Annotated in this window: 18 protein-coding genes and 1 pseudogene; 9 read left to right on the top strand and 10 right to left on the bottom strand. The window is 61.6% G+C overall.

Annotated elements, in window-relative coordinates; genetic code table 11:
* Positions 1-214: pseudogene (locus E7813_RS25225) on the top strand (tetratricopeptide repeat protein); the annotation flags it as partial.
* A gap of 79 nt (positions 215-293) precedes the next feature.
* Here the strand turns inward: E7813_RS25225 and E7813_RS25220 are convergent.
* A complete protein-coding gene (locus tag E7813_RS25220) occupies positions 294-1,859 on the bottom strand; it encodes a peptidase S10 (RefSeq protein ID WP_291578006.1) in 1,566 nt (521 codons plus the stop codon).
* Between the two features lie 480 nt (positions 1,860-2,339).
* Positions 2,340-4,526 (bottom strand): caspase family protein, encoded by a 2,187-nt coding sequence (locus tag E7813_RS25215; protein ID WP_291578005.1) that lies wholly within the window; start codon positions 4,524-4,526, stop codon positions 2,340-2,342.
* A gap of 474 nt (positions 4,527-5,000) precedes the next feature.
* Here E7813_RS25215 and E7813_RS25210 point away from each other — a divergent pair, with 474 nt between their 5' ends.
* From E7813_RS25210 to E7813_RS25195, 4 genes are all read left to right on the top strand, one after another.
* Positions 5,001-6,995, top strand: coding sequence for an autotransporter domain-containing protein (locus E7813_RS25210; protein ID WP_291578004.1), 1,995 nt, complete (start codon positions 5,001-5,003; stop codon positions 6,993-6,995).
* A gap of 185 nt (positions 6,996-7,180) precedes the next feature.
* Entirely contained in the window at positions 7,181-7,960 is a 780-nt protein-coding gene (locus E7813_RS25205; protein ID WP_291578003.1) for an NAD kinase, read from the top strand.
* 151 nt (positions 7,961-8,111) lie between these two features.
* Entirely contained in the window at positions 8,112-8,657 is a 546-nt protein-coding gene (locus E7813_RS25200) for a response regulator (protein ID WP_291578002.1), read from the top strand.
* Between the two features lie 34 nt (positions 8,658-8,691).
* Complete coding sequence (locus E7813_RS25195; RefSeq protein WP_291578001.1) at positions 8,692-9,270, top strand: Hpt domain-containing protein; 579 nt, start codon at positions 8,692-8,694, stop codon at positions 9,268-9,270.
* A 49-nt stretch (positions 9,271-9,319) separates the two neighbouring features.
* Here the strand turns inward: E7813_RS25195 and E7813_RS25190 are convergent, their stop codons facing one another.
* From E7813_RS25190 to folE, 4 genes are all read right to left on the bottom strand, one after another.
* Entirely contained in the window at positions 9,320-10,495 is a 1,176-nt protein-coding gene (locus tag E7813_RS25190) for a DUF2336 domain-containing protein (protein ID WP_291578000.1), read from the bottom strand.
* Positions 10,496-10,644: 149 nt separating this feature from the next.
* The gene (locus tag E7813_RS25185; protein WP_291577999.1) at positions 10,645-11,700 is read right to left on the bottom strand and encodes a transglycosylase SLT domain-containing protein; all 1,056 of its coding nucleotides are present in this window, start codon (positions 11,698-11,700) and stop codon (positions 10,645-10,647) included.
* Between the two features lie 193 nt (positions 11,701-11,893).
* On the bottom strand, positions 11,894-12,334 hold the full coding sequence (gene hisI / locus E7813_RS25180; protein ID WP_291578011.1) for a phosphoribosyl-AMP cyclohydrolase: 441 nt from the start codon (positions 12,332-12,334) through the stop codon (positions 11,894-11,896).
* Positions 12,335-12,354: 20 nt separating this feature from the next.
* Positions 12,355-13,062, bottom strand: coding sequence for a GTP cyclohydrolase I FolE (gene folE / locus E7813_RS25175; RefSeq protein WP_291577998.1), 708 nt, complete (start codon positions 13,060-13,062; stop codon positions 12,355-12,357).
* A gap of 237 nt (positions 13,063-13,299) precedes the next feature.
* Between folE and E7813_RS25170 the strand changes: the two genes are divergently transcribed.
* The gene (locus E7813_RS25170; RefSeq protein WP_291577997.1) at positions 13,300-13,743 is read left to right on the top strand and encodes an iron-sulfur cluster assembly scaffold protein; all 444 of its coding nucleotides are present in this window, start codon (positions 13,300-13,302) and stop codon (positions 13,741-13,743) included.
* A 7-nt stretch (positions 13,744-13,750) separates the two neighbouring features.
* Here E7813_RS25170 and E7813_RS25165 read toward each other — a convergent pair whose 3' ends face one another.
* Positions 13,751-14,668: a hypothetical protein gene (locus E7813_RS25165; protein ID WP_291577996.1), complete on the bottom strand. Its 918-nt coding sequence runs from the start codon at positions 14,666-14,668 to the stop codon at positions 13,751-13,753.
* 235 nt (positions 14,669-14,903) lie between these two features.
* Between E7813_RS25165 and yidD the strand changes: the two genes are divergently transcribed.
* Positions 14,904-15,236, top strand: coding sequence for a membrane protein insertion efficiency factor YidD (gene yidD / locus E7813_RS25160; protein WP_291577995.1), 333 nt, complete (start codon positions 14,904-14,906; stop codon positions 15,234-15,236).
* Positions 15,237-15,341: 105 nt separating this feature from the next.
* Entirely contained in the window at positions 15,342-15,509 is a 168-nt protein-coding gene (locus E7813_RS25155; protein ID WP_291577994.1) for a hypothetical protein, read from the top strand.
* Positions 15,510-15,546: 37 nt separating this feature from the next.
* Here the strand turns inward: E7813_RS25155 and E7813_RS25150 are convergent, their stop codons facing one another.
* Positions 15,547-16,752: a hypothetical protein gene (locus tag E7813_RS25150; protein WP_291578010.1), complete on the bottom strand. Its 1,206-nt coding sequence runs from the start codon at positions 16,750-16,752 to the stop codon at positions 15,547-15,549.
* A 2-nt stretch (positions 16,753-16,754) separates the two neighbouring features.
* A complete protein-coding gene (locus E7813_RS25145; RefSeq protein WP_291578009.1) occupies positions 16,755-18,119 on the bottom strand; it encodes an amino acid permease in 1,365 nt (454 codons plus the stop codon).
* 308 nt (positions 18,120-18,427) lie between these two features.
* Between E7813_RS25145 and E7813_RS25140 the strand changes: the two genes are divergently transcribed.
* Positions 18,428-19,714, top strand: coding sequence for an alpha/beta hydrolase (locus E7813_RS25140; protein ID WP_291577993.1), 1,287 nt, complete (start codon positions 18,428-18,430; stop codon positions 19,712-19,714).
* A gap of 45 nt (positions 19,715-19,759) precedes the next feature.
* Here E7813_RS25140 and E7813_RS25135 read toward each other — a convergent pair whose 3' ends face one another.
* Positions 19,760-20,917 carry an MFS transporter gene (locus E7813_RS25135; RefSeq protein WP_291577992.1) on the bottom strand — a complete coding sequence of 386 codons (1,158 nt, stop codon included), beginning with the start codon at positions 20,915-20,917 and terminating at the stop codon, positions 19,760-19,762.
* Between the last annotated feature and the right edge of the window lie 125 nt (positions 20,918-21,042).

The following is a 21,042-nucleotide window of genomic DNA, read 5'->3' as shown; positions in this document are numbered from 1 at the left end:
TTCGCAGATCTGGTACGAGCGCGCGCTGAAGGCCGATCCCAATCACGTCAAGACCTGGCAGTATTACGGGCTGTGGCAGCTCGAACAGGGCAACCGCGATCAGGCGCAATATCACCTGACCCGGATTGCAGCCCTGGCCGGCACCAACAGCGAGGAATATCGCTCGCTTGCCGCGGCGCTGGAAAAACCGCCGGGCACCGGCCTCGTTTACTGAGTTCGGCGACGACCATTCAGCCGGCGCAGTCGTCAGGATTGCGCCGGTTTTGTTTTGCCCGGCAGTGTTCCGATTTGCCTCACTTCATCAGCTCTTCAACCTCGGTCCGGAAGGCCCGGCGTGAAGCGTCGCGCGAGTAGAACATGTGACCGCCCGGATAGACCACGAGCTTCACGCGATCGGGAGTGGCATAGGCCGGTAGCTGATCGAGCAGGATCTTCGAGCCAAAATACGGGGTGGCAAGATCGAACAGGCCGTGCCCGACCAAAAGATTCAGCTTTGGGTCGAACGCGAGAATCTCTTTCAACTGCGAAACCGATTCGGCGGGATCCCGGCCACGGCCGAAATCCCAGGCTTTCCCGACGGCATTGCTGAGCACCTCGTAGGACCCATCGGGCCGCCAGTTGAGCTTGCGCATGGTGAGGTCGACCACGGCACTGCTCAGCGGTGCGTACAGCGGTTCGCCCGACGGATCGTTGAAATGATAGAAGCTCGAGTCCGGAAAGGGATCAAAGCCCAGGACCGACGCGTCGTAGCGTCCCGTCACCTTGCCATCCCGGCGGTCGAATTCACGACGAAACTCCAAAACGTCGAAGCGCCCGGCCAGCCTGCGGCTTACGGCCTGATCTATTCCCGTCAATGCCGCCACCTTGTCGGCAAGGCGCGTCGTGGCCTCCGTATCGGCCAGCCCCTTGACGAGGTCGGCCAGGAAATCGCCTCGCGCGTAGCGTTCGACGTCGGCCATATCGGCACGGGTGACGGCGCCTTTCGCTTCGCGCGCCACCGCCGCCATGGTGGGAAGGCTCATCACATATTGCAGCAGGCTGGAGCCGCCGGAAGCTTCGCGGAAGTCGAGCACCGGCGAAACGAGGATGAGGCCTTTGACGCCGACCCCCTGCCCGGTCTGCAAATTACGCACGACCTTGGGCCCGCGAATGCCGCCATAGCTTTCGCCGACGACGAATTTAGGCGACAGCAAGCGATCGGACTTTTCCAGCCAGCGGCGGATCGTAACCGCAATCGAGTTGACGTCGCCGTCGACCGAAAAAAACCGTTTGCGCACATCCTCGCCGGTCGCGACGAAACGGCTGTAGCCGGTACCAACCGGATCGATGAAAACCAGATCGGTGAAATCGAGCCAGGTCTCGGCGTTGGGTTGGAGATCGGGCGAGGCGGAGGAGTTCGCGGCATCTCCCGCTATCGCAAGGCGCCAGGGTCCGGCATCGCCGAATTGCAGCCAGGCGGAAGACGCGCCCGGCCCGCCATTGAAAAGGAACGTCACCGGGCGGGTGCGGGAGTCGGCGCCATCCAGTTGATAGGCGGTATAGGCGATATCGGCCTGCGGCTCGCCTTTGTCGTCAAACAGGCGGATCGAACCCGCGGTAGCAGTAAACGCAAGGGTACGTCCGGGAAGAGCCACCGTTTGCTTGGTCGTGGAATCCGGCGGCAGGCGATTTTGCTCGGCGGCCGGCGGGGTGGGCGTGTTGCCATGCCCGCCAGTTGCGGCAGCCTTCTGACCCGAAGGCGTTGTGGCGGGTTGCGGAGGTAGGGATGCATCGTCGGCGCGCGCCGTGGCCAGCATGGCAAATGCAACAAGCGCAGTGACAACCGAGGTCTGGCGGGGCGCCCGGCAGGGCACGATCATTACTCTCTAACTCCCGCTTCCGGCGAGCCACCGGCATGGGCTGCCGATAGCGCGTGTCCGACGGAAAGCGGATTTCTAGTTCAGAACAGCCACACGGTCTTCCAAGTGTTACCGCCCTCAGTAACCGATACCGATCATCAAAACGAATTGTCGCCCGCACCATTCCCCCGAACAACCCAGATCCCTTCGGATCGCGCTGACGTGGCGAACATAGTCGTCAAGATATCGCGACGCTGCGATCCGGGTTCTCCGCGAAACGAAGCGCTTGACAACGGGGTGCACGGTCTTTGCCGCGGTCACTTTTGGGACCGCGGTTTCGGTTGCGAAAGCGGGGGCTGCCGTCGACAGCATTACCGCGACTGCTGCTGTCGCGACCAATTGTAACATCACGCGGGGGGAATTGGCCATTGGACCGCACCTTTCGATCTGGAGCAGCGCTTTCGCGCTTGGGTAACCACGCAAACTCTACCAATTCAGCGATCAGAAGCCAACGCCGATCATCGTGTGGCTACCGCCGCCACCGCCACCACCGCTAACGATACTGGGCCGGGCAAGCGCCTGCTGCCGCGCATGGGGGGCTTCCGGCGCCGGCGCCGGCTTTGCACGCGGTTGTTCGCGCTCCGGCTGGCGGCTCGCTGCCTTCCGGCGCGCCTGCTTGTCGTCCTCGTCGTCGTCCTTGTGGCGCGATGGCTTGCTGTCCTCGTCCTTTTGGCGCGATGCGGTTGCCGGTGCCGCCGGTGCCGCCGGTTTCTGGTCGGCGACGCAGGTCTCGCCTTTCAAGGTCTCGCCAGTCTTGCACTCGATCGGGCAGACACGGGTCGTATGCTTGGTCAGTTCGGTGACCAGCGCCTCGGTCACGGTGGTATTATCGGACGGTTGGCCCTCGATCGACAGGTAATGGCCAAGCGCACCCTTCGTCGACGCATTCAGCGTGCCATCGATTTTGCCTGTCATGCATCCGACCCGGACCAGTTGGGTCTGAGCCGAGCGAACCAGTTCCGGCGAATTGGGAAGGGTTGCCGCGCGCTTTGCAGCCTCGGCATTGAACTTGTCCAGGGCAGCCACGACCTGCGATCCCAGCCGATCGCAAGTAACGGTCCTGGAAAACGACTTCAAGTTGTCGAGGCCTGAACCTTCGCTGCCCTTGGCGACCAGGTCATCGAGTTTGCCTTGTTCGGTCTTGCAGGTCGCCTCGCGCGCGGCCGCCAGTTCAGCCTTCTTGCGCTCGGCTTCGGCTTCCCTCGCCTGCTTTTCGCTGGCTGCGCGCAACGCGGCGGCTTCGGCGGCCTCCTTGTTTCTCTCCGCCTCTTCGGCTTTTTGCTTGGCTTCCGCGGCCTTGCGTTCGGCTTCCGCGGCCTTGGCCTGCTGCTCGGCCGCCGCGGCCTTGGCACGGCGCTCATCCTCCTCGCGCTTTTTCGCCGCGGCGATTTCGGCCTTCTGCTGCTCGGCCCGGATGCGAGCTTCCTCGGCGGCCTTGGCCGCAGCCTCGCGCTCGGCGCGGGCTTTATCCTCGCGCTCCTGGGCGGCCTTCGTCAGCACATCGATCCGCTGCTGGGCATTGATCGACAGCGGCGAATCCGGGAATCGCTTGATGAATTTTTGCAACGCTGCCGGGTCGGTGCTGTCCTTCACCTTGTCCCACTCGATCGATTCCTTTGACGGGGATTCACGGGCGGCGGGGCTCGTATCCTGCGGAAGGGACGCCAGCTGCACCTTGGGCGGAGTTAATTTGTCGATTTGCGCGCGGGCAAGATCGGCGAAAAAACCCTTCGGGTGGTTGTCCACGAATACTTGCCAGGCCTTCAAGGTTCCAAGCTTTTCAACCAGTTCGTAGTCTCTCTTGATGTCGCTTTCGGACGTTTCCTGCGGCACGGCGGGGGCCGGCACCAGCGCGATATTGCCGCCCCCGAGCGAGCCATAGACGAACGGCTCTTGCCGATTGTTGGTGGTCTTCAAAACCTCGTCCCTGACCCGTCCGAATGCGAGGCGGACATCGAGACCGGGAACCGGCAGGTTTTTCAGCACCGCGGAGGTGAACGGGCTGTGCTGCCCATCGCCGTCGTCGGCTGTCGAACCAGCTTTCGCGGCATAGGCGATCAGCGTGTCGGTGCTGGTCGGCTCGACCTTGCCAAGACCAGCCGAGATCGCGCGATTAGCCATCTTGCGTTCCCGCCGCATGGTGCCGACGAAGGGATTGTCGCGACAGGCATCGAGAATGATGAGACGCAGACGCTTTGCGCCGTCCGCCGACGATACCAGCCGTTCCAGCGGAATGGCTTCGTCGTCGGCATCGCGGTCGCTGGCGAGCCGCGCATCGACCGGAATCAGGTAATTGGTGCCGCCGATTTCAAGGCCGTGGCCGGCATAATAGACGACGGCGATATCGGCCTGGTCGGCTTCCGTCTCGAACTTGCGGATCGCGCGTTTGAATTCGAGGTTGCCGACGTTGAGCTGGACATCGACGGTATCGAAACCCGCATCCTTGAACATTTTTGCCACCGAACTCGCATCCCTCGATGGATTGGGAAGCTGCGGAACGGTCTGGTAAGTCGAATTGCCCACGATCAGCGCCACGCGCTTCTCGGCCCAAGCCGCATCGGTGGTAAGAACCATCGAAAGGATGGCTCCCCCGATCACTGCCGCCATTGGGAAAAGGCGCTTGATCATTTTCGTTTCCGTGCGGGCCGACGATCGGTCGCACAAATCCTTTCACGAGTTAACCGAACCATACACCAGTTTCGTCGCCGATGACGACGTTATCCTGAATTGCGCTTTTTCGCCACATCCAGGCAATCTCCCGATCCTGACCACTGCCCGAGGTTGCCGGGCATCTTTCCGGCAACCTCGCCATGAGCCCTTCACCATCCGACTCAGCGGCCAGTCTCGATCCCCCAACACTGGCCTAAAACGTTCTGCCGCGACGTGACGCATGTCACACCGACCCGAAAGTAAGCCCCGTCCGAGGCCTGCCCGCTACGATGAAAGGCAATCCGCGACGAACCTTGTTGCCTGAATGACACATGCCCCGGAATTCTGGGTCGGACAAGCGCTTGACCCCCTATTAGCAACTTCCGGGACGGTCGACTCTGCCTTAGACATAGCAGAGATGGGCTTGCGACCTTTTTGGAATTGGGGGCTGTTATGACGGTCGGATTAAATGCACGCAAAGGCCGTATTTTGGCGGGTTTTGCTTTCGCCATGGCGGTTTCGGCAAGTTCCGGGGCGTTTGCACAATGCACGGGCACGCCGTCGGGCCCCGGCGCGCCTATTTTCGGAGGACCGCTGCTTTTTGCTGCGGCCGCTGGCGGAGCAGCCTCCGGCTCATTCGCTGGCGCCTTGGGAAACATGAGCACTGCTTTTTTGAGCCAACAAGGTAGCGCGTTCGTCTCGGCGCCGGGGGACCCAAAGCCCGACCAGGAAGGCGGCGGCGTCTGGGTTCGCGGCGTTGACGGCGAAGTCACCAACAAGTTCACCTCGAACTCGACAGGCGCTGTCGCCTTCCCCGTCCCACTCAATCTTCTTTTCAATACACAGGTCCAGGCAACTTGTCCCGGCAGCGTGCGCGAGACATTTGGCGGCGTGCAGGTCGGTCAGGACATTTCCCGGCTCAACTGGGGCGGCTGGAACGTTCATATCGGTACTACCGCAGGCTATTTGTCGTCCAGCGCCAGCGATAATACCGGCGGACATTCTAATTTCGAGGTTCCTTTCCTCGGCACTTACCTGGTGGCGACCCATGGCCGTTTTTTTGCTGACATCATGGTGCGTGAGGAAATCTACACCGCGAACATCAACGATGCGACGGTGGGCCTATTTAACCAACAGGTCGGCGCGCATGGCATCTCGGTCGCAGTGTCGAGTGGATACAATTTTGCCCTGGCCAATAACTGGTTCATCGAGCCTTCGGCCGGCTTCATCTGGTCCAGAACCAATGTCGATCCGTTCAATGTCAGTGGCGGCGCCGCTGCAAACGGCATTGTTGCAACCTATTTGACAAATCCGATCCAGAGCGAGATCGGCCGCCTCAGCCTGCGTGCCGGCACGACGATCACGTCCGGAAATATGATCTGGCAACCGTTCGCATCGGTCAGCGTGTTCCATGAATTCGCGGGCAACGTAACGTCCTCAGCTTCGTCGATCCCGAACGGCGCATTCTTCGACGGGGTCCCGGTTTCACTGACCGGCACGACCAGCACGACGCGGGTGGGGACCTACGGTCAGTACTCACTGGGCGTTGCCGCGCAAGTCGCAAACACGGGCTGGCTCGGCTTTGTGCGGGTCGACTACCGTAACGGCGACAATATCAATGGCTGGACCGGCAACGCGGGCATTCGTTATCAGTTCACGCCCGAGATGATCGCCGCCGTCATGCCGACCAAGGCACCGGTCAAGGCGATCGGCCCCGTGATTGCTCCGACCAACTGGACCGGTTTCTACGTCGGCGGTTTCTTCGGCATAGGATTCGGAAAGCCCGACATTCGAACAGGCGGCGATCCGACGGACTTTGCTGTCGCCAATCCGCATGTGGCAGGCGCGCTGGGCGGCGGCGAGATCGGATACAATTATCAGGTCAACAAGTGGGTGTTCGGTGTGGAGGGCGACCTTGGCGCCGCAAACCTCCACGGCGCCGGGACGTGCGGAACAGCCACTGGCAAACTTGTACCAAGTGGCGATCAGCTCTTTTTCAGCCCGGCGTTCCTGAACTGTGAGAACAAGGTGAACTGGATGGCGACGGCCGCAGCTCGTGTCGGCTATGCATGGGGCAGGACGCTGTTTTACGTGAAGGGGGGCGCCGCCTGGGCTGATGATACTGCGAACGTCAGCTGCATCTTCGGACCCGTCAACGGAACTTTAGGACCCGGAAACAGTGCGTGCTTAAACCAGGCGAACGCGTTGACCAACGGTTTCAGCACCAGCGGCAACCGCAGCGGCTGGCTGATCGGCTACGGTACCGAGTTCGATCTGGGGCATAACTGGTCGGCGAAGGCCGAATACGACTACATAGCATTCGGCGCACGCACCGCCCTTGCCAATGATGGCGTGAGCCTGGTGAGGGACAGCGGCTCGTTCAGTCAGGTCAAGATCGGCGTCAACTATCGCTTCAGCGGACCGGCAGCCGTCGTCGCCAAGTACTGATCGCGGTCAAGCCGATCGGGATTTAAGGCTGAGAATTGTAACGGGCGGTCGCATCAAGCGGCCGCCCGATTGCATTTGCCGCCTGAAAGTAGGATTCAGTGATCTCGACAAGCGCTGCCAAGGCCGCTAGACGACCTTCCGCGCACCGAGCCCGTTCTAGCGCCCAATATGAGCCTCGCGATCCCATGACCACGCCCAAGCGATACGACCGGATCGCCTTCGTCGCGAGCGCCGGCGCGGAGGCCCAGCAGGCGCTGACGCAGTTGGTCGGGCTCTATGGCAACCACGACCCCGCCGACGCTGACGTCGTGGTGGCGCTCGGCGGCGACGGACTAATGCTGCAGACGCTGCACCGGCAAATGCGCTCGGGCAAGCCGATCTACGGTATGCATCGTGGCACTGTCGGCTTTCTGATGAACGAGTTCAGCGCGCTGGACCTGCATTCCAGGCTTGCCGCCGCGCGTGAGTCCGCGATTCATCCGCTGCTGATGCGCGCTACCGACGTGCACGGCGCGACGCATCTTCATCACGCCATCAATGAGGTCGCGCTGTTTCGCCAGACCTACCAGGCAGCGCGGCTGCGCATCCTGATCGACGAACGCGAACGCATGGCCGAGCTGATCGCCGATGGCATCCTGGTGGCGACCCCGGCGGGCTCCACCGCCTATAATCTTTCGGCGCAGGGACCGATCCTGCCTATCAACGCGGCGCTGCTGGCGCTGACGCCGATCAGCGCGTTCCGGCCGCGGCGCTGGCGTGGCGCCCTGCTCCCCAACACCGCCTTTGTCGTCATCGAAGTGCTTGAGGGCGACAAGCGCCCGGTCGCGGCCGTGGCCGATCATGACGAAGTGCGCGATGTCCGCCGCGTCGAGGTGCTTTCCGACAAGACCATCTCGATGCATATGCTGTTCGACCCCGGCCACAGCCTTGAAGAGCGCATCCTGAGCGAACAGTTCGGGTACTGATCCGGCCTCTCCTCGCCCGGCGCCACGCACCGGCCTCGCCCCGCCTGCACGGAGCGACGCGAAGACAGATCGCAACCATTCGTTAACCGGCGCTGCGATATGGTTAACACCGGGTATACCGTGTCAGCCGGTGCGCCCCCAGGGCCAGGCCATGTTTCGCATCGATTTCAACAAGCTGCGATTTCTCGTATGCGACGACAATCCGCATATGCGCCGCATTTTGCGAACGCTGCTGCATTCGTTCGGCGCGCGCGAGGTCTATGAATCCGAGGACGGCGCGACCGCGCTCGAGATGTACAGCCATTACGTTCCCGATATCGTCATCACCGACTGGTCGATGCCGATTTTCGACGGGCTCGAACTCGCCCAGATGATCCGGCAGCCGGAATCGAAGGGCAATCCCTACGCCCCCATCATCATGCTGACCGGCCACTCCGAGAAGCGGCGCGTCACGGTGGCGCGCGACGCCGGCGTGACCGAATTCCTCGCCAAGCCGATCTCGGCCAAGGCGCTTTATCAGCGCATCCTGAACGTGGTCGCCAATCCGCGCCCGTTCATCAAGACCAAGACCTATTTCGGCCCGGACCGCCGGCGCAATACCAACAACACCTACATCGGCCCCGAGCGCCGCATCGGCGGCGAGGTGGAAGTCCTTCAACAGCCCTCGCTGCTCGACAAGGCCCGCACCGCCGTTTAGCGCGCGGCGCCAACAGAACGTCAAGGAAATCATGATGGCGAAAGACAAGCCCGCGACGCTCCAGATCGAGACCTTCGCCGACCATCACGTCATCACCCAGCCCAATCCCTTGCGAAAGGTGTTGCGGCGGGTGGCCGAAAAGGATCTCGACGATCCCGTCGCGCGCGCGGAAAAAGCCCTGGAAGGCCTCTCCAGCGAGTTCAAGAACTGGATGGAAATCGAGACCGACCGGCTGGCGGAAGCCCATGCCGCCATTCTCCGGGACGGTTTTACCAACTTCACGCGCGAGGAACTGTTTCGCGCCGCCCATGATATCAAGGGCGACGCCGCTACGTTCGGCTTCCCTTCGGCTGGCGCTGCCGCCGAAAGCCTGTGCCGGATCATCGAGCATGCACCCGACCTCGACCAGGTGCCGTCCGACCTGATCGCACATCATATCAACGCCATTCAGGCCATCGTGCACCGACGCACCAAAGCCGATACCGCCAGCATGGCCAGCGAACTCAGCCGGCAATTGCGCGGCGTCGCCGACGAGTACCTCGCTCTCGCCAACCGCGACCGACCCGACCACCTCGAGGCGGTCCTCGCGCCGGGTATTGCGCCGGCGGAGTGAGGCACACGCCGCGGTGCGGCTGTCGGAGTTCAGAATAGAGGATGTCGGATCAGGCCGCGATCGACTGGTACGAGATCGGCATAACCGCTTCGTCAGCCACCAATTCGTCGCAGAACATGCGGGCTTCTTCCCGGGCCGACTCCGTCGCGAAACGCCGCAGCAGGATCAGGAGCGGCTCGGCGGCCTGGCGGTCGGTTTCGCATTGCGTCAGCACCCGTTCGACCATCCTGCGCCGCAATGAGGCTACCCCGCCGGCGGTATCGACGAACCCGATTTCATGACTGGCTTCGAGCGCAGCACGGAACGCTGCGAAAGTCGATTCCGGCAATCCGGCACGCGTCAGCAGCGCCTGCAGGCTGACACCACCGCGGTCATGGAGCAGCGCGGAGACGCGGGCCTGCGGCAGGCCGGACAATTCCGCCAGCGAGGAATCGAACAATTCGATATTGCCCGACAATAATGCGCGCAGGATCAATCCTGCGGTGAGCTGGCCGGTGGCGCGCAGATGCCGTACCAGGCCGCGCATGTCGTCGCCGCGCGAACGCGCCGCGATGTTCACGGTCGAACGGTCGCGCGCGTCGCCTGCGATCCGCACTGCCCGATCGGCGCTCAACCAGTTGCGGGCGACCACGAACTGCGCCAGTGTTTCCGACAGCTTGGCAACCAGCGCGACCCGCGTCGCTGCGGGCAAGTCTTCTAGCACCAGCATCGATTCCCGGATCGCGGCGAGATGACCGTGCCGTTCGACGATGCGATCCCAGGAAAATGGCGCCAGTTCCGCATATGCATTTTCGATCAGTTCGAGCGCCGCCGCGGGGGTGCCGACTTCGGCAATCGCGGCGCAGACCGAGGCCGGCAGGTTGATCCGGCGCGAAATCGCGCACTGCATCTCGCAATTGCCGGTCGCGACGATGTCGACGAGATCGGCATCGATCAACAACGGCGAATGTTCAAGGACGGGAATTGCTACCGACGGCTGGTCGAGCGACAACGCCTGCACAATGGCAGCGGGTGCATCGGGACTGTGCGCGAAAACCTCGGCCATGGCCTGGCGCACAAGCGGGGACGCATCATCGAGCAGCATCAAGAGCGCGCCTTCGGCGCCGACGCGATCCTCGTGCGATAAATCGGAAATCAGCCAAGCCCGCGCCAGCGCCCGCGTTGCCTCTGCGCGCTCGCCTGCAGGAGCGCTTCTCACCCAGTTGATGAACTGCCGAACGATCATGGTCCTGCCGGCTTACGCAACTTGAAACGACACCGTGACGCGATGCCACTGTCAGACAAAATAAACCACGACGCTTAACAAAGCGTTCACCATAAATAGCCGGTTTTATTGACGTTTTGTTAAGGGTGCCCCGGACGGCGCGGCGGCATTTAGCTGCTGAACGTGCCGTTGCGGTCGCTGAAGAGATCGAGCGATTGCGGCGCGTTGGCATTTGGCGTCTGCGCCGAATTCGCCGGCGCCACGGGAGGAACAACGGACGTCAGCGACGGCGAATTGCCCCACAATTCGTGAACCGCCGGGGAGACCGGCTGCGTCCGTTTGCCGGCCTGGAACAGGGAGCGGAATACCGGGTCGGTCGGCGGCGAAGTGTTTGTCGTTGTCGACGCGGACGCCACGGGGACCGGTGCGACCGATTGGACATCCGGAAAACTCGACAGGAAAGCAGCATTGTCGACCGGGGCAACAGCCGGCGCCGCGCTGGCTAGCGTCGTACTTGTCGGTATCACACCCATTGACGGTGTCGCACCCACTGACGCCATCGCGGTGCGCGTCGCCTGCGAACTGGCGGCACTGGCGTAGCGCGATGTCAGAACCGAATAGACTTCGGAAACGCTGCGGGCACGTCCGCTGCTGTCATAAAAAATCGAACGATTGGCCGCCGCGGCGTTCGGAAACAACCGCGCGCCGGAGGCCTGCGGGTTATCCTCGGCATTTGAGATCAGCCTGGCCGCGCCACCGACGCCCATGAAATGCGCCATATAGAGCTCGGCGTCGGTCGGACGCCGGCCGATCTTGCCGGTGAGCTTGAAACTGTTGGATTGAGTCAGAACGGCCGCCATCGCAGCGCTGGCGGCGGGATCGTCGCGCAACTTCATGATCGCGGTTCGCGCGGCGGGATTGCTGACCGAGTAGGTACCGGAGGAGGATTTGGTGATGGCGTCGGCGTATTTACCGTAGCCGAGCTGGGTGCCGGCTTCCTTCACGGTGCCAAGCCAGGTCTGCTCGATGAATTGAAAGAGTCCATGTGCCGACGACGTCGAGGCGCCTGCCCTCGGATTGAAATTGGACTCCATTTTCGCGGTCGAAAGCAGATATTCGAAACTGGCGCCGATGCTATCGGCGGCCTGCTTTATCGCGCCGGCGATCTGCGCGCGTACGTAGTCGACACCTGCCGTCGCCGTGGCGTTTGAAGGGTCGACCGACATGTGTTGGTGCCCCGCTCCCCGCGAAACGACCGCCTGGCCTGCTCGAGCATTCCAGGCTCGATCTTGCAAAAAAGCCTCTCCCGGGGCTTTTTTTCCGAAAATCGCGCCTTGTTGAAAAACAACGCTCGTGCCGTCATTACACTGGAGCGATTATGGTTAATGGCCCGTTAATAAATGCAGCGCCATCCCGGCTTCAGGAGCGCTTGTCGTAGACTTTCGCGGGATCGAACAGCCGGTCAGCATTCACGAACGACAGTCGCGCCCCGCCCTCACCCGCCGTCACGGCGCGGTAGAAGCACGAGCGGCGGCCGGTGTGGCATGCCGCGCCTGACTGGTCGACCCGGATCCAGACAGCGTCCTGGTCGCAATCCATCCGCATCTCGACCACGCGTTGGACATGGCCGGAAGTTTCGCCCTTTCGCCATAGCGACCGGCGGGAACGACTGAAATACCAGGCTTCTCCGCTTGCGATGGTCTTGCGCAACGCTTCGTCATTCATGTGCGCGACCATCAGCACCTCGCACGTCGCCGCGTCGGTAGTGACGCAGGTCACAAGGCCCGACGCGTCGAATTTAGGCTGGAACGCCAGCCCTTCCTCGATGTCATTGTTATCTGCGGATGTGGACACGGGCAGCCTCGCAAAATCGTCGAGGGCTAGCGCGGCCCCCGCACCATGGACAGAAAACGCGCCTGCTCCGCGGGATTGTCGCGGAACATGCCGGTAAAGCGGCTGGTGAACGTCATCGCGCCATGCTTGGCGACGCCACGCACCGACATGCAGGTATGCTCCGCCTCGATCATCACCGCAACGCCGCGCGGCTTGAGAATTTCGTCGATCGCAGCCGCGATCTGGGCGGTCAGATGCTCCTGGGTCTGTAGGCGGCGCGCGAAGATATCGGTTAGGCGCGCCAGCTTCGACAATCCCACCACCCGCTCGACCGGCGTGTAGGCGATATGCGCCCTGCCATAGAACGGCATCATGTGATGCTCGCATTGCGAGGTGAATTCGATGTCGCGGACCAGTACGAAGTCGTCGTAGCCCGCCGTCTCGCCAAAGGTGCGGTTGAGGACCTCGGCCGGGCATTGGTGATAGCCCTGATAAAGTTCGTCGAACGCTTCGACCACCCGGCGCGGCGTATCCAAAAGGCCCTCGCGGTCGGGGTTTTCGCCGATATACCCAAGCAGGGTCTGCACCGCCTGCTCGGCCTCGGCGCGGGACGGACGCGGCTGGTCCGGGCGTACGGCGGCGGCCAGAAATTCGGAAGGATCGAGCTCGGCGGGGCGGGTCTCCGGAAGCTTCGCGTCGGAAGGCTTGACCTCGTTAGGCTTGCCTGGGCGGAGGGGCTTGATCAATGCGTCCATGTCAACTCCGTTCGACCGGTCCCAAAGCGAGACCGGAGTGTCACCGGGCAGACGGGCGGCTTGCCGCCGGACGCCTGAGTCCCAAAATTCTACCACCAAGGCGGCCGAATTGGCCTGTATTCGTACCGCCCTTAAGAAAACGGCCGGACTGTATTTCCGCTATTTCCCACCATATATAGGGCGATGGAGCGTGGCCGCCAAGGGCGATCACTCCGGGGAGCCCGGAACCTCAACCTTATGCTGAACGACATCTACAACAAGCGCATCATCGAATTGGCTGGCAACATCCCCAGGCTGGGGCGGCTTCCCGCGCCCGACGCCAGCGCCACGGCGCACTCGAAGCTGTGCGGTTCGACGGTCAAGATCGACCTCAAAATGGACGGACCCGTGGTCACTGACTTTGCCCATGACGTGAAGGCCTGCGCGCTCGGCCAGGCCTCGTCCTCGATCATGGCGCGCCATGTTGTGGGCTCCACCGCGAACGAACTGCGTGAATTGCGCGACACCGTCCGCAAGATGCTGAAAGAAAACGGCAGCCCCCCGCAGGGTAAATGGGCCGATATTGCACTGCTCGAGCCGGTCCGCGACTACAAGGCCCGGCATGCCTCAACCATGCTGACGTTTGATGCCGTGGTCGATGCGATCGGCCAGATTGAAGCGAAAGCCGGACAACCGGCCTGATACGGCGCTATTTCGCCGGAGTTGGCACCGCGACGGCGCCGGTCGGCACGATAGCCTCGGCCGTCTTGGTGGATTTCACTGCCGGCGTAATCGGCTCAGCAGCCGTCAAACTGCTCACAAAGCGATCCTGCACCGGTTTGGCCTGCAGGGCCGCGACCGGCGTCGAACCCGCACTGTCGTTCCGGGGCAGCACGTCGGCAACGGCGTCGGTGGTCACCAAATTGGTCAGCCGCAATTCGTTCCGCGACATCTCATGGAGATCTTCCCATGGCGGCACGCTGAGCGACAGTGACAACAGATCGCCAGCGCCACCCATGTCGAAAGTGTATTTGGCGAGACGACCGATGTCGCGCTCCACGATCATCAGATCCTGCGCGTTGTAGCTTGCCGCCTTGGCGTCGTCGGCGCGGTCGCCCATCCAGATTTGATGCACCCGGACATGCGCGCCCTCGGGCACGTAGCGTGTCTTGCCTGACAACAGCAGGAAAACGCACATCGACTCGCAGTAGGCTTCAGGCGTAACGCTCGCAAGGTTACCCTGCGCGGTATGGTTGGCGACCGTGATGCCGACGGTGGTCAATACACCGAGGTCGCGCCAGCGTCGTCCGAGTGCGATGGAGTCGTTGACCGAACCGCCGCTGGAATCCAGCATGATGGTCGCACCACCGAGGTCGCGTCCGCGCGCGAATTCTTCGAAATCCCTCGGGCTGTCTGCGGTTACGATGCCGACGGCGCTAACCCAGCCCCGGCAATTCGGCTGGCAGGCAACCCAGCTAAACCGCATCGGCAATTTGCGCTCTTCGAGGGTGTTGCCGGCATACGCCGAACTACCCGGCGTAACCAAGACGCCGGGCAATACGATGCAAAAGGCGGCGGCGCCGAACAACGCCCAGCCGCGAAAATCAAGCGACCTCGCGAGCCTCAAATTGGTTCCTTCCCCAAGCCCCGGACAGTGGCAACGGTCCCCGTTCAACGCCAAATGATTCTTTCACACTGGCGTGGCAAAAATACCCGTGCGGGTCAGCATCGTCCATAGAACCTTTGCTGCGCTGCCTCAGAACATGCGATAATCTTCCAACTGTGGCGCAAATACGTATGTCCCGCGGGTTCCGTGCCTGGGAACCGCGCAATTCTCCGCACACGACCGCAGCACACCGCCCATGAAGCATTCATCGCATTGCCCGGACTGCGCCGGCTCGATTCAGCGGCTCCCGCGTAATGCTGGCCGCGCCATGATCTGGATTTATCGGCACACGCTGTCGCCGCTGGTCGGTTACGACTGCCGTCATCTGCCGACCTGTTCGGCCTATGGCGACGAGGCCATCGAGCGTTTCGGCCTGTGGGGCGGCGGCTGGATGACATTGGCGCGGCTGCTGCGGTGCCAGCCCTGGGGCACTTCCGGAATCGACAACGTGCCGCGGACAAGGCCGGCAGGCGCGTGCTGGTATCTGCCCTGGCGGTTCGGACGCTGGCGCGGCGTCAACGCGCCATAGAGTCTACTGCGCTGCATCCAAACAAAACGCGCATTGCTGCCGTGCCGGGAACCCGCAGCCGCGGGCTCGCATTGATCTGTTGCTTCCCTTGGGAGGGCGCGATCAATGCGCTGGAAAATCGACCATCATGGGCACGATCCCAGACAGATCGATCTGGTCGCCATACTTGCCTTGCTGATTGTGATCATCGCCGCCTGCAGATTTTACAACAATCAACCGAACAACACGAGCAAGACGGCCTTCATCGAGCCAAGCCAGAGCGTACGATGGTAGGTAAGGCGGGCGTAGAATGAGGTTAGGGAACGTCGCGCTAGCGCCCGAACCATAGGAAACCCCTGGATTGGGGGGGCGATGGACGAGGCCGCCGTGGGCGCGATGGTTTCTGGGGCGGCGGCTCGGCAGCCGGCGTCGCATCGATTTGCCCGGTCTGGTCCGCAGGTAGTTGGACCGAAAGCAGCAGGTTCGACTCGAATGAACGCCAGCGATAGCCAATGCCGAAATCCATTGGCTGGCTCCGCCTGAACAAGTCGGCATATTGCGGCTGGTATCTTCCGGGAAATTCACCGATCGGGCCGGCGTAGTGACCGAACGGAAAGAATCGCCATTTCCTCGGATCGAAATCCGCCAGCGGAATGCCGGAATCGTCCTGGACGATCGTGGCGCTGTTGGCGAGTATAAAATTGCGCACGGTTGAGAAATTGCCGGAGTGCAATAGATAGGAGGCGCTCTTGATCAGACTATTGCCGGGCGAAAGCGTCTCGCAAAACTTCAGGAAGCTGCTCGCCTTTACGCCGGGATTGGAAAGATCGGTCGAGAAATAATACAGCGTCTTTTCCACACCGTCGCTGCCCGCGAATAAAATCCGGACACCCCGCGTGGCATTCTTGCCGGCGTTTTCGGTCGCGACAGCGCCCTTGTCGTCAAGTGCCACCAGACTGACATTGCGAATGGTTTTTCCCGAACGCGCAAGGAAAACGTAGAGGATCGGCAGAGTCCCGCCGAGTTGGCCGACGTGCAAATCGGTCCTCATCTTCTTGGTGATGAAGAAACTGAAGCTCAGGATCGTACCTGTCGAACGCTCGATGTCATAAAGTGCCGATCCGATGGAGCCGCGCGACAATTTCGTGAGATCAGGCGGCGATCCGACCGGCTCGAGCGCACTCAGCACATAGGTCGTCGCCTTCCCGTAAAATGCGTTGGCATAGAGGAAGTCCGGCCCGCTGAACATGTAGAACATCGTCTGGCGCGGCGCGGCCAGATTGGTATCCGCCCAGGTTCGAATTTTCGACAGCTGACGCTGCTCTAGCTGTCCAAAGGCAGCATCGAAGAACCTTGCATGCCGCTGCCACGCCGGATCCCTGGTGAGCGGCGTCAGCGGCGAGTCGGCGGATGGCGGCATCCCCGCGAGGAAACGCGCGGTATCGTCCGCGCTGACGGTATCGGCGGCGCGAGCGGGCATCGCGGCCGCCAGGAACAAGGTTGCAGCGACGGCAGCAATTTTCTTGGACTGCAGCATCTTCATTCGCGGCTTGGGGATGCGGTTGCCGGGCTAATGTCGGCCCGCTTGTGGAAAATAGCATAAATCACAAGGCCCGAAATCATAATCAAAATACCCAGAAACGACTGCAAGGGTCGATCGATCAGGAGATAGTACATCATGAAGCCTGTCACGAGCAGAAAAACCACCGGGGTTATCGGGTACCCCCAGGCACGATAAGGGCGTGGCAACTCGGGCCGGGTGATACGCAGTTTGATGACGCCGAACACGGTGAAGAACGAGCAAAACAACAGTCCGAACTGAATGAAATCAAGCACGGCCTCGAAGCTGCGGGTAAACAGCATCAGGCTGGCGACCGCGAGCTGGAAGAGAATGGCATGGACCGGGGCCCCATTGCTCGATTTGCGGGCGAATACCCGCAGCGCCGGAATGTCTTCCCCCATGGTCATCATGACGCGCGGGCCGATCCACATCATCGCGCTGATGGAAGACACCAGACCAATGCAAATCATCGCACCGACGATGCGGCCGCCGATCTCGCCGAAGATATGGCTGCCGGAGATACGGGCGACATCGAGTTGCCCGGACAATTTGTCGACCGGCGTGGTGTAGAGAAACACCGCATTCAGGGCGACATAGAGCACGAGGACGATCAGTGTGCCCGCCAGCAACGCGCGCGGCAGGTTTTGCTGCGGCGTGCGCATCTCGCCGATGATGTAGGTCGCGGCGTTCCACCCGGAAAACGAATACATCACAAAAACAAGACCGATCGCGAACGGGGCGCTGGTGACGTGGGTGAAATCGGAAAACTGAGGCGTAAACGAGACCGGTTGCGGCGTGCCGATGACAAATCCCGCGATCAGGAATGCGACGATCAGCGCGACTTTCAGAACCGTCGAAATCAATTGAAAGGTACTGGAATGCCTGACGCCGCCGAGTTGCACCAGCGACACAAGCCAAACGACTCCAATCGCCAGTGCCAGTGGCGGAGCGTCCGGAAGCACCGATTTGCCGTACTGCCCGAACGCCATGGCCGCGAGCGCGACGGGTGCTGCAAAACCAACCGTAGCCGACACCCAGCCCGCCAGAAACCCGAAAGCGGGGTGATACGCACGATTGAGAAAATTGTATTCGCCGCTCGAGCGCGGAAACATCGCGCCGAGTTCGCTGTAGGAAAACACCCCGCACAGCGCGACGATGCCGCCGACCGTCCATAACAGCAGGATCGCAAAGCCCGAGGGGATGTCCTTGACCTGAAAGCCGAGGCTGGTGAAGACGCCGACACCGACCATATCGGCCACGACAATGGCGGTAGCCACGATCGCGGAGACAGCAGACCCGCCCTCGGGAAGCTTACTGGTGCCTCCCGTTCCTAATGTCGCCATATCGGTCCACGCCTTGGGCGCCGCGCCCTGGTTTCTCATCGTGCAGGCTGACCCTCTTCAGTTCAAGCAGTGTTAACAAGGCCTTAAATCACTGCGTAATATGGTAACAAAATACCTTCCAAATAACCTTAAGACGCTTTGGACGCCGGCAACATTGCGAAAAGCTGGTCGGAGCCTCACAATCGCGACACGATTTCGTGCTTTCTGGGGCGTCCGGGAGTGGGAGTTCTCCCGGATGCTTAGCGTCCCCGTAACGCTCTACGGGCTGACGTAGGCCGATCGTCGGTGGATATTGGGGCAGTGGGTGGATGGTCGGATCAGATCCGAAATTCCAATCGTATGATCGCGCAGACCGGGTGATGTCACCGGACGCGTATCGCGCTGGCTCCCGTCGGTTGCAACCGATCGCCCTTTTGTCCCTGCTGGTACCCTTGTCGTTCGTTATCGCTCAATGCAGCAAGTCGCCGAACCCCGGCATGCTGGCCGCCAATTCCCAGGCTTCGACAGGCGATTCCTTCGACGACCGGTTTCCGAAGCCGCAATTCAAGGACCGGTTCCCGACCGCGAGCGAGAGCCTGGTGCAGCGGCAGGCCAGCGATCTGCCCGGACCACGGACAGCATCGGCGGGACCCGCTCCCTATCGGGTCGCATCGCTGGCGCCCCAACTGCCGTACCAGGGTCCGGCCAAGCAAGATCAGACGACTTTGGTGAGCCTGAAATCCTCGGCCTTTCCCTATCTCGGCAACAACCCTCACACGGATGAGCCGTTCCTGAACGTTTCCAGGGGCGATCGCCGCGGTCACCGCGGCATGGGCGGCAGGGTTTTCTGGCAGGACCAGACCTACAACGATAATCGGGTCTTGATGCATGTCCCGGAGGGCTTCGATATCCGCAAGCCCGGCGTCATCGTGGTGTTCTTCCACGGCAACGGCGCCACGCTGGAGCGCGACGTGCGCGACCGGCAACAGGTGCCGCAACAGATTTCCGATTCCGGCGTCAATGCCGTGCTTCTGGCGCCCCAACTTGCGGTCGATGCCGCCGATTCCAGCGCCGGCAAATTCTGGCAGCCCGGTGGGCTGAAACGCTTTGTGACGGAGTCGGCCGACCACCTCGCCGCTCTGTACGGCGATCCCCGCGCCGCCAAGGTTTTCGCCAATATGCCGGTAATCATTGTCGGCTACAGCGGCGGCTTCGTGCCGGCAGCCTGGAGCCTCGAGGTCGGCGGCCTCGGCAATCGCGTGCGCGGCGTGTTACTGCTCGATGCGGTATATGGCGAGTTGGACAAATTCGCCTCCTGGATCGAGAATAACCGGTCCGGCTTTTTCGTCAGTTCATATACCCATTATACCAAGCGCCACGACGATGAGCTCATGCACATGCTGAGGGAAAAGAGCATCTCCGTTTCCGAGGATATGGACAGGCCGCTGAAACCGGGCAGCGTGGTATTTGTCGAAACGCCCGAAGGCGTCACGCATCGCAATTACGTCACGCAGGCCTGGACTGAAGATCCCTTGAAGGAAGTGCTCGTCAAGATGGCGGCAGCGTCGGCGCTAACGAGGGTGGCGGCAAGCGCCTCATCGCCTGCGAACCGATAAGCCGCGAGGTAAGACTTCACAAAAATTGCGGTAATCCTGTCGGCCTTAGCGCCGGGGCTTTGTCGCTATCACGGTCATTAGCGCCAACGCGACAAAACTCATCGCCACATAGCCGGCACCATGCAGCAGGTCACGCGCAAATAGCACACCACCGATCGCCGAACCGACGGCCTGCCCGATGTAGAGTACCGACGTATTGAGCGCCACCGATGCCGATGCCAGTACCGGCGCGGCACTAACCAGCCGGACCTGCTGCATCGAATTGGTCGAGGCAAATCCAAGTCCCCAGATCGCGACCGAGCAGGCCATCGTCAGATAGTTGCCCGCACTGAGCGCCCATCCAGTAACGCCCGTCAGTACCAAGGCCGTAAACAACAGCGACGTTTTATAGGCACCCCAGGAATCGACGATACGGGTTGCAATCGCAATTCCGATGAAGCCGAACACGCCGTAGAATGCAAACACCAAGCCCACCGCATCCGGACCGGCGTTCGTCAGCTTCTTCAGCAACGGCCCCATGAACGTGAAAACCACGAACTGGCCGGACATCTGCAACGTCGTGATCAATAGCAACAAGATGATCATCCGGTTACGGCCGACATCGGCCCATGTCTTGAGCTCTACCGGCGCACCGATCAATCCACCGGGCAGACGCCAGGCTAGCAACAGGAAGCTTAGACAACCGATCATGCCGATGCCGCCATAAACCGTGCGCCAGCCGTAGCGGCTGGCGATAAACGTGATGAGCGGCAGGCCGACCGCGGCGGCCAGCGACCATCCGAGAAAGATATAGGCAATGGTGCTGCCGCGCTTTTCCGCCGGTACGATCAGGCCGGCGGTACCTGCCGCCTGCGGCGTATAGAGCGCACCGACCGCCAGCATGATCAGGCGGATTACGAGCAAGGTCGCATAGTCCGGCGCGAACGCGGATGCTGCATTGGTGAGCGCGAGCACGGCGAGCGTCGTCGTCAGCAAGGTGCGGCGTTCGATCCGGCTGGTCAGCCACGCCGTCAGCGGCGAGCCGACACACAGCACGATCGCGCCAAAGGTGATCAGCAAACCCGCACCGCGAATGCTGACGTCGAGCCCGCCCGACAATTCATTCAGCATGCCTGCCGGCGCCAGCACCGCGCAGCCGGTGACGACATTTCCGAACATCAATGCGGTGGGAGCAAAGCGGCGCTCAAGGCGGGGGGTTTCCATGCAGATGCATGTAGACTACGCCGGCAACGAATACAAAGGATAAGAATCGATCATTCAAAGCGCCGTCGCACCGTGATTCGTTTTGACCGCGTGACCTGCTTTCGACGGTTGCATCGTCATTATCG

The sequence above is a fragment of the Bradyrhizobium sp. genome (genome assembly GCF_004799405.1).
Classification (GTDB): Bacteria; Pseudomonadota; Alphaproteobacteria; order Rhizobiales; family Xanthobacteraceae; genus Bradyrhizobium.
Note: the sequence above shows the minus strand (reverse complement) of the source record. Positions and strands in the feature narration are given on the sequence as shown.